General features: G+C 73.3%; 5 protein-coding genes. 3 read left to right on the forward strand and 2 right to left on the reverse strand.

Going from position 1 to position 8,148, the window contains the following annotated elements:
• On the reverse strand, window positions 1-1,551 hold a 1,551-nt coding region (gene sepH / locus ACFWTE_RS29170), incomplete at its 3' end, for a septation protein SepH (protein WP_378783136.1).
• Between the two features lie 570 nt (window positions 1,552-2,121).
• On the opposite strand from sepH, the gene ACFWTE_RS29175 reads away from it, so the two are divergent.
• On the forward strand, window positions 2,122-3,171 hold the full coding sequence (locus ACFWTE_RS29175) for a hypothetical protein (RefSeq protein WP_378783137.1): 1,050 nt from the start codon (window positions 2,122-2,124) through the stop codon (window positions 3,169-3,171).
• A 68-nt stretch (window positions 3,172-3,239) separates the two neighbouring features.
• Here ACFWTE_RS29175 and ACFWTE_RS29180 read toward each other — a convergent pair whose 3' ends face one another.
• Window positions 3,240-4,538 (reverse strand): D-arabinono-1,4-lactone oxidase, encoded by a 1,299-nt coding sequence (locus ACFWTE_RS29180; protein ID WP_378783138.1) that lies wholly within the window; start codon window positions 4,536-4,538, stop codon window positions 3,240-3,242.
• A gap of 161 nt (window positions 4,539-4,699) precedes the next feature.
• Here ACFWTE_RS29180 and ACFWTE_RS29185 point away from each other — a divergent pair, with 161 nt between their 5' ends.
• Together ACFWTE_RS29185 and ACFWTE_RS29190 are read left to right on the forward strand one after the other, a co-directional pair.
• On the forward strand, window positions 4,700-5,713 hold the full coding sequence (locus ACFWTE_RS29185) for a ferrochelatase (RefSeq protein ID WP_378783139.1): 1,014 nt from the start codon (window positions 4,700-4,702) through the stop codon (window positions 5,711-5,713).
• A gap of 346 nt (window positions 5,714-6,059) precedes the next feature.
• On the forward strand, window positions 6,060-8,096 hold the full coding sequence (locus tag ACFWTE_RS29190) for a S9 family peptidase (protein WP_378783140.1): 2,037 nt from the start codon (window positions 6,060-6,062) through the stop codon (window positions 8,094-8,096).
• Window positions 8,097-8,148: the final 52 nt, after the last annotated feature.

Consider the following 8,148-nt stretch of genomic DNA (forward strand, 5'->3'; position numbering starts at 1 on the left):
CCCTGGGGGCGGAGTGGCTCGCCGTGGCGTGCCTGGCGCTCGCCGTGCTCGGCATCCCGCTGGGCGTGGACCGCTACCGCTCCCTCGGCCACGGCCCTTGCGTTTGGCGGCGGCGCGGTCGTTGGCCCCGTTGGAGGCGGCCGGTACCGCAGCCGGGCTCGCCGCCGGCTGGTCGGTGGCGCGACGCGGGGTCCCGGTGTCGTTGAGGTCCATGGTGGCGCGGCGACGGCGTACGCCGGGGCGCGGCTGGGCCGGGGTCTCGGCGGCGGGCGGTGCGCTGTCGGGCTCCGCGGCGCGCGCCGCACGGTCCTCCAGCGGCCACTCGGGAGTCGGGCGCCGCTCGGGGCGGCGGGGACGCTCCTCCATGGCGGGATCCGCGTACGCGGCGGGCGCCGACGGTTCGGGCTCGCTGCGAGGCGCCTCGAAGGAGCGCTCCGGGCGCTGCCCGCCCGGCCGTCCGGTGCGGTCGTCCCGCTCCCGTCCGCGTTCGGTGGGGTGGCGTTCCCCGGGGCGGAGCCCCGCGGGGCGCTCGTCGGGGGAACGGTGCCCGAAGGGGCGGGGTTCCTCGTCGTAGCGCCTGTCCGCGGGGTGCGAGTGGGCGGGGCGGAGCTCCTCCGGGCGGTACCGCGTCCCGCGTTCCGAGCCGTGGTCCCCTTCCGGGGCGCCGTGGCGATCGGGATCCTCGGGGCCGGGGCCCGCACGGCGGCGTTCGGTCTGCTCCGCGGAGGGGCCGTCGAACCGCCGCCGACGGTCGTCGCGGACGGGGTCGCCGAACCGGTCGGTCTCGGGCCGTGCGGCCGCAGCCGGGCGCAGCGGTTCGTCCGGGGGGCCGTCCTGGACCGCCCGAGGGGGCGGGGCGTGGTCGGGACGGCGTTCGGCCGCCGACTGCGCGTCCATGCGGGGCAGGTGCGTGGCGGCCTCGCTCCGGCGCGGGGCGAAGGGTGTGACGTTCGCCCCGGGGGAGGACAGCGGGTCGGGGTCCGGAGAGGAGAACCGCGCGGCCTCCTCGTCCGCGGGCATCACACTGTTGTGTCTGGGCTCGTACAGCCAGTGGGCGACGCGCTCCTCACCCCCGTGCACGAACACGAGCTTGAGCTGCCACGAGCGGTCCTCGCGCTTCCACGAGTCCCACTCGGCGTCGCCTGTCTCCAGCTGGTGCGCGCCGATACGCTTGGCGACCAGGTCCCCGAGGGAGGGCCCCGGTGCGGCGTCGCCGTGCGCCCGCACGGTCGCGCGCTGGGCCTGCTGGGCGATGTACTCGCGTTCTTGGAGGACGGGTCCCTCGAACCAGCGGACCCGTTCGATCGGTATTCCGGAGATCTCGGAGATGGCCTCCGCGGTCTCGCCGGACCGGATGCGGGCCTGGATTTCCTTGGGGCGCAACGGATTCTCCACTTCGATCTCGTACTGGCCGAGCCGGGAGAACTGGCCGCGGACTGCGGCGCGGAGACGGTCGTCGACGGGCAGCGTGAAACGGGTTCCACGGCCGGCGCTGGCGAGCACCAGGTAGGTGCCGTCCTCGCTCACGGCCACGAGGCGAAGCTCGTGCATCGCCCTCCCTTTCGCGTCCCGTCGAGGGTAGGTCCCGCGACACGCCCCCGCGTTCTCCAAGTCTGGTCGGCCGACAACGGTTCGGCCAGTACCGCGCCCGGCATGTCCGAACTGTGTGCCCGCCTCCCGTTCCGTGGCGCTGGCCACGGTGGGAGCCGCCCCGGATATCCGGGGTGCTCACGGTCGCTTCCGCTGCCAATCTTGGCACGCTGACCCTTCGGCGACCGGGAGCGATCGGGGGGAATGTCGTCGATCCCGTGCGAAGGCTCCGCCCCGATGGTATCCCGGGCCTCTCGAATCGCCCCAGGTAGAGGAAAAACTCCGATCTCGGGCCGATCTCTGGTCGGATGGACCCTCTCCGGGGCAAACCGACACGCCGAGGTCTATCGGAGAGTGATGCTTCTTATGTCTTGGCGTTACCGGAACTCCGCGGCCCTTAGGCTGAGTTATCCATCTATGAGCGAAATGTGATGTTTGGTGACAGTGGGGCTGTATGCCCCACCACACGCGCATCCAGCGAACACGAGTTCCCGTCGCGCCCCGCGCGGCCGACGAAGGGGGGACGACCGGATGGGTCGGACCGGACACGACGATGACGACGAGGCGGAGGAGGGGGTCAAGAAGAAGCGGATCGAGCTGAGCGTCTCGCAGGTCGCGGGGGCGGGAGCCGCCACGCTCGCGGCGGCGACCGCCGCCTCCTACCTCAACGTGTACGGCACGGTCGTCGGCGCCGCCGGAATGGCCGCGCTCAGCACCCTCGTCAGCCCCCTCCTCCAGCACTGGTTCTCCCGGAGCGGTGAGCAGGCCAGGCACCTGGCGGGGAGGGCGGCCGGCCACACCGGCGTCGCCGGGGCCCCTGTGGCCCCCGGTGCGCCCGTGGCGCCGTTCCCGGAGGAGATCTCCGAGTCCGGTCTGCTCCGCGAGGTCTCCGAGGCGTCCCCGCCGTCCGGCGTCCCCGCCGACTTCGACGCCACCCGCACGATGGCCATGCCCTCGCTGGGGACGCCCGGTGCCAGGAGCGTCGTCTCCGGTGTACCCGGGGGCGCCGTGGGGCGGGCCGGTGCCCCGGACGCGACCACCCGGCTGTCGGGGGCGGACGCGGGAGCCGGCGGTGCGGAGGGGGATCGCTCCGTCCGGCGCGGGCGGCGCCCGGCGGTGATCGCGGCGGTCGCCGTGTTCGCCCTGGTCATGATGGTGATTCTGCTGTTCGAGCTGTTCACGGGGCGGTCGCTGACCGCCTGGACGCAGGGCACGGACGAGTACACCTCCCCCACACTGCTCGGTGGTTCCAGCTCGGGCCCTCCTGCTCAGGAGAGCGACCCCGAGGCCCCGGACACCACCGAGGACGAGCCCGAGAGCAACGGCTGGGAGCCGGAGACCGGCACACCCGGGACCACGCAGCCGGAGGACCCCGGGACCGAGGCGCCCGACGACGGCACCGGTGACGGGGAGACGGGCGGCGACGGCGGCACAGGAGGCACGTCCGAGCCCACCGACCCGCCGGTCGAGGAGGAGGACCCCCAGGACCCGGGGGTGGAGCAGCCCGCCCCCGGGACCGGCGGCGGAGAAGGGCAGGGCGGGGAGGATCCCGTCCCGGCCCCCGTGCCCCCGGCGGGCTGACCGCCTCCGCGTGGGCCCGCCGCGCGGGAGCGCCACCGCCGCCCACGGGGCCGGCCGGGGGCGGGCCCTCAGCCCAGGACCCGGTCCAGGTAGTCGTTGCCGAACCGGCGCTGCGGGTCCACGCGGTCGCGCACCGCGGCGGCCTCGCCCAGGCGCGGACAGACCTTCTCCAGGTAGGAGCGGTCGCGCGTGTGCATCTTGCCCCAGTGCGGACGGCCTCCCACGGACGTGAACACCGCCTCCAGGTCGGCGAAGTACGCCTCGTACGGCGTCCCCTTGTACATGTGCGCCGCGACGTACGCCGTGTCCCGCCCGTAGGCGGTCGACAGCCACACGTCGTCCGCCGGGGCGAACCGCACCTCCACGGGGAAGCTGACCCGGTGGTCGCCCCGCTCCACGATCCGCCGGGCCTCACCCAGGACGTCCACCAGGTGCTCGGCGGGGATCGCGTACTCCATCTCGACGAACCGCACGTCGCGCACCGAGGCGAACACCTTGTGCGAGGTGTCGGTGTAGCTGCGCGCGGACAGCGCCCGCGAACTGATCTGGTTCACCGCGGGTACCAGCCGGGGGAACCGGCGGCACACGCGGTTGACCCCGTCGAAGACCGTGTTGGACAGGAAGTCGTCGTCCAGCCACGCCCTGAAGTCGGACAGGGGGCGCGCCGGGCCCTCCACGGCGTTGTTGCGCTTGGTGTTGGTGTTCCCGGTGTGCGGGAACCAGAAGAACTCGAAGTGCTCGTTGGCCTCCCGCAGTTCCGGGAGCCTCTCCAACACCTCGTCCAACGGCATCGGCTCCTCCCGCGCGTGCAGCAGGAACGCCGGGCGCACCGCCATCGTCAGCGCGGTGACCACTCCGAACGCCCCCAGCCCCACCCGGGCGGAGTGGAACAGGTCCGGATCCCGGTCCGCGGAGCACTCCACCACCGAACCGTCGGCGAGCACCATCTCCAGACCGACCACCTGCGAGGCCAGCCCGCCCGCGTCCCGGCCGGTCCCGTGGGTGCCGGTCTGTACGGCGCCCGCCATGGTCTGCACGGCGATGTCGCCCATGTTGGCCAGGGCCACACCGTGCCCGGCCAGGAGGTCGTTGAAGTCGCACAGGGGCAGGCCCGCCTCGACGGTGGCGGTGCCCGCCGCCGGGTCGACCGAACGGACCCCGGTCAGGGAGGTGGGGGAGAGGAGGAGGCCGTCGGTGACGGCCACGTCGGTGAAGGAGTGCCCCGAACCGACCATGCGGACCCGCAGGTCCTCGGCTGCGGCCGAGGTGACCGCAGCGGACACCGCCGCCGTGCTGCCGGGGGCCGCGGTACGTCGCGGGTGCGCCTGGTGGGTGCCCGCCCATGTGTTCCACGCCACATCTGTCATGCGGCGACATTACCCACCGGTCACTTGTGTGGCCAGGGGTGTCCTTCCCGGAGGCTCCCCCGCTCCCCGGGCGAGCCGGGAACCGGGGGAGTCCAAGACCACAGGTCGCTGAACCCGGGGGTCGCGCGAGCAGGGCCCGGGGAGCTGGTTTCATAAGGTCCATGAGGCCTTACGACGCGTTTCTGCTGATCTCCTTCGGTGGCCCGGAGGGCGAGGACGAGGTCATCCCGTTCCTGGAGAACGTCACCCGCGGGCGCAACATCCCCCGCGAGCGGCTCGCCGAGGTCGGGGAGCACTACTTCCTCTTCGGCGGTGTGAGCCCGATCAACCAGCAGTGCCGGGACCTGATCGCCGCGATCACCGACGACTTCTCCTCCAACGGGATCGACCTGCCCGTCTACTGGGGCAACCGGTTCTGGGCCCCGATGCTCACCGACACCCTCGCCACGATGCGGGACGACGGTGTGCGCCGGGTGCTCGCGCTGCCCACCTCGGCGTACTGCAACTGGTCGAGCCGCACCGCCTACGAGGAGGACATCGCCCGCGCCCGCGCGGCGCTGGGGGAGGACGCCCCCGAGGTCGACCTGATCCGCACCTTCCACGACCATCCCGGGTTCGTCGAACCGCTGGTGGAGCACACCCTCGCGGCCCTGGACGCCCTCCCCGAGGACCAGCGCCGGGGAGCGCGCCTGCTCTTCTCCGCGCACTCCATCCCCATGTCGATGGCGCAGGAGAGCGGCGGACCGGGCCAGGAGTTCGGCCCCGAGGGCGCCTACGGGGCCCAGCTCTCCGAGGTGGCCCGCCTGGTGGTGGACCGGCTCGACCGCGACTACCCCTTCGAGGTCGTCTACCAGAGCCGCAGCGGCCCGCCCAGCCAGCCCTGGCTGGAGCCCGACGTCAACGACCGCATGAAGGAGCTCGCCGCGGAGGGCGTACCCGCCGTGGTCGTCGTCCCGCACGGGTTCGTCTCCGACCACATGGAGGTCAAGTTCGACCTCGACGTCGAGGCGCGCGAGACCGCGCGGAACCTCGGCATCGGCTACGAGCGCGCGCTCAGCCCCGGCACGCACCCCGCGTTCGTGTCCATGGTGACCGACCTGGTCCGCGAGTACACGGGCGAGTCGGCCCCCCGGCGGCTGGGCTCGCTCCCGCGCTGCCAGGGCTGCGACTGCTGACCCGCGCGGGGCCGCGGGAACGACACGGACCGGCCCGGTGACCCCGGACGGCCCCGGCGGTGACCGGAGGCCCGTCCCCCGGCGCGGGCGGGCCTCCCGGCCCCGGACGGACGCGGTTGTCCACAGTTGCCGGAGGGGCCTTCCCACCGCCCCGCGGCCCGGCGCATCCTGGAACCGGGTCCCGTCGCGCGGTCGCGTCGGGGTCTGGGGGAGCGCGGTCGCGGGGTGCGCCGGTAGGTTGGGTAAACGCTGCTGACAGCGCCCGTTCGCGGGATGCCCGAGCCAGTGGCCGCCCAGGATCTGCGGGTCCCCCCGGATCACGAGTCGACGTTCAGGAGTATGTGTCTTGGTTCGTTCCTGGTATGAACTGCCGGAGTACGTCCGACTTCGCCGCGTCAACGGTCTGCGCCTCTCACCGGACGGCACCCGTCTGGTCGCACCCGTCAGCGGCCTCGCCCCCGATGCCAAGTCCTTCCGCAGCGCCCTGTGGGAGATCGACGTCAACCCCGGGTCCGAGGGAGGGGGCGCCCCCAGGCGCCTCACCCGCTCCGCCAAGGGCGAGAGCGGTGTCGGCTTCCTCCCCGACGGCTCGGTGCTCTTCACCACCGGCAGACCCGACCCCGAGGCCAAGGCCGAGGACAAGGCGGGGTCCGCCCTGTGGCTCCTCCCCGCCGACGGCGGTGAGGCCCGCCAGGTGGCCTCCCGGCCCGGGGGGGTCGGTGCCTTCACCGTCGCCCGGGACTCCGGCCTGGTCGCCTTCGCCTCCGACGTCCTCCCGAACAGCGAGGACGAGGAGGATGACAAGGAGGCCCGCAAGGACCGGGAGGAGGCCGGGGTGAGCGCCATCCTGCACGAGGCGCTCCCCGTCCGCTCCTGGGACAGCGACGTCGGCCCCGACCACCCCCGCTACTTCGTCGCCGCGCCGCCCTCCGACGACGACGCCCGGCTCGGCGCCCCCCGCGACCTCACCCCGGACGCGGGCATGGCACTCCTGGGCGCGGGCGGCTCCCTCACCCCCGACGGCGCCACCCTCGTCACCGAGTGGCGGGTTCCCGTCGGCGGAGGGGCCCACCGCACCGACGTCGTCGCCATCGACACCGCCACCGGTGCGCGGCGCACCCTCGCCACCGACCCCGCCTTCGACTTCGGGCGCCCGCAGGTCTCACCGGACGGCGGACACGTCCTCCTGGTCCGCAGCCACGAGGGCCAGTACGACGGCGAGCCGCGCGACGAGACCGCGTGGCTGGTCGACCTGGCCACCGGAGAGGGCCGCGACCTGCTCCCCGGCCACCAGATGTGGCCGCGCGAACTCGCCTGGGCCGCCGACTCGGGCTCCGTGTTCGTCGTCGCCGACGAGAACGGCCGCCGCCCCCTCTTCCGCGTCGACACGGCGACCGGGGCGGTCACCCGGCTCACCGGCGACCACGGCGCCTACAGCGGACTCAACCCGTCCCCCGACGGCCGGTACGTGTACGCGCTGCGCGACGCCTGGGACGCCCCGCCCGCGCCCGTGCGCCTGGCCTCGGACGCCGAGGACGGACAGCCCGCGTACCTGCGCACCCCCGGCTCCGAACTGACCATGCCCGGGACCCTGACCGAGGTCGAGACCACCGCCGACGACGGCACCCGGATCCGTTCCTGGCTCGTCCTGCCGGAGGAGGCCTCCGCCGAGTCGCCCGCACCGCTCATGCTGTGGGTGCACGGCGGCCCGTACATGAGCTTCAACGGCTGGTCCTGGCGCTGGAACCCGTGGCTGCTCGCCGCGCGCGGCTACGCCGTGCTGCTGCCCGACCCGGCGCTGTCCACCGGCTACGGGCAGGACATGCTCCGTCGCGCGTGGGGCCAGTGGGGGCCGCGCACCTACGCCGACGTCATGTCCGTCACCGACGCCGTCGAGGCCCGTGAGGACATCGACGCCGAGCACACGGCCATGATGGGCGGCTCCTTCGGCGGCTACATGGCCAACTGGATCGCGGGGCACACCGACCGCTTCAAGGCGATCATCTCGCACGCGTCCCTGTGGGGCCTGGACGGTTTCAGCGGGACCACCGACTATCCGCCGGTGTGGGAGCAGGAGTTCGGGACCCCCCTGGACCGGCCCGAGCGCTACATCCTGAACTCGCCGCACCTGCACGCGGCGCAGATCCGTACACCCATGCTCGTCATCCACGGCGACAAGGACTACCGGGTGCCCATCTCCGAGGGGCTGCGCCTGTGGCGCGACCTGCTGCTCCACGAGGTGGACGCCAAGTTCCTGTACTTCCCGGACGAGAACCACTGGATCCTCACACCGGGGAACGCCCAGATCTGGTACCAGACCGTCTACGCCTTCCTCGACCACCACGTGCACGGCAAGGAGTGGATCAGGCCCGAACTGCTCTAGGTGTACTGACCTGAGAGGTGAGGTACGCGGGGATCCCCCGCCGACCCACGTG

This window comes from Nocardiopsis sp. NPDC058631, from assembly GCF_042716955.1.
Lineage (GTDB): Bacteria > Actinomycetota > Actinomycetes > Streptosporangiales > Streptosporangiaceae > Nocardiopsis.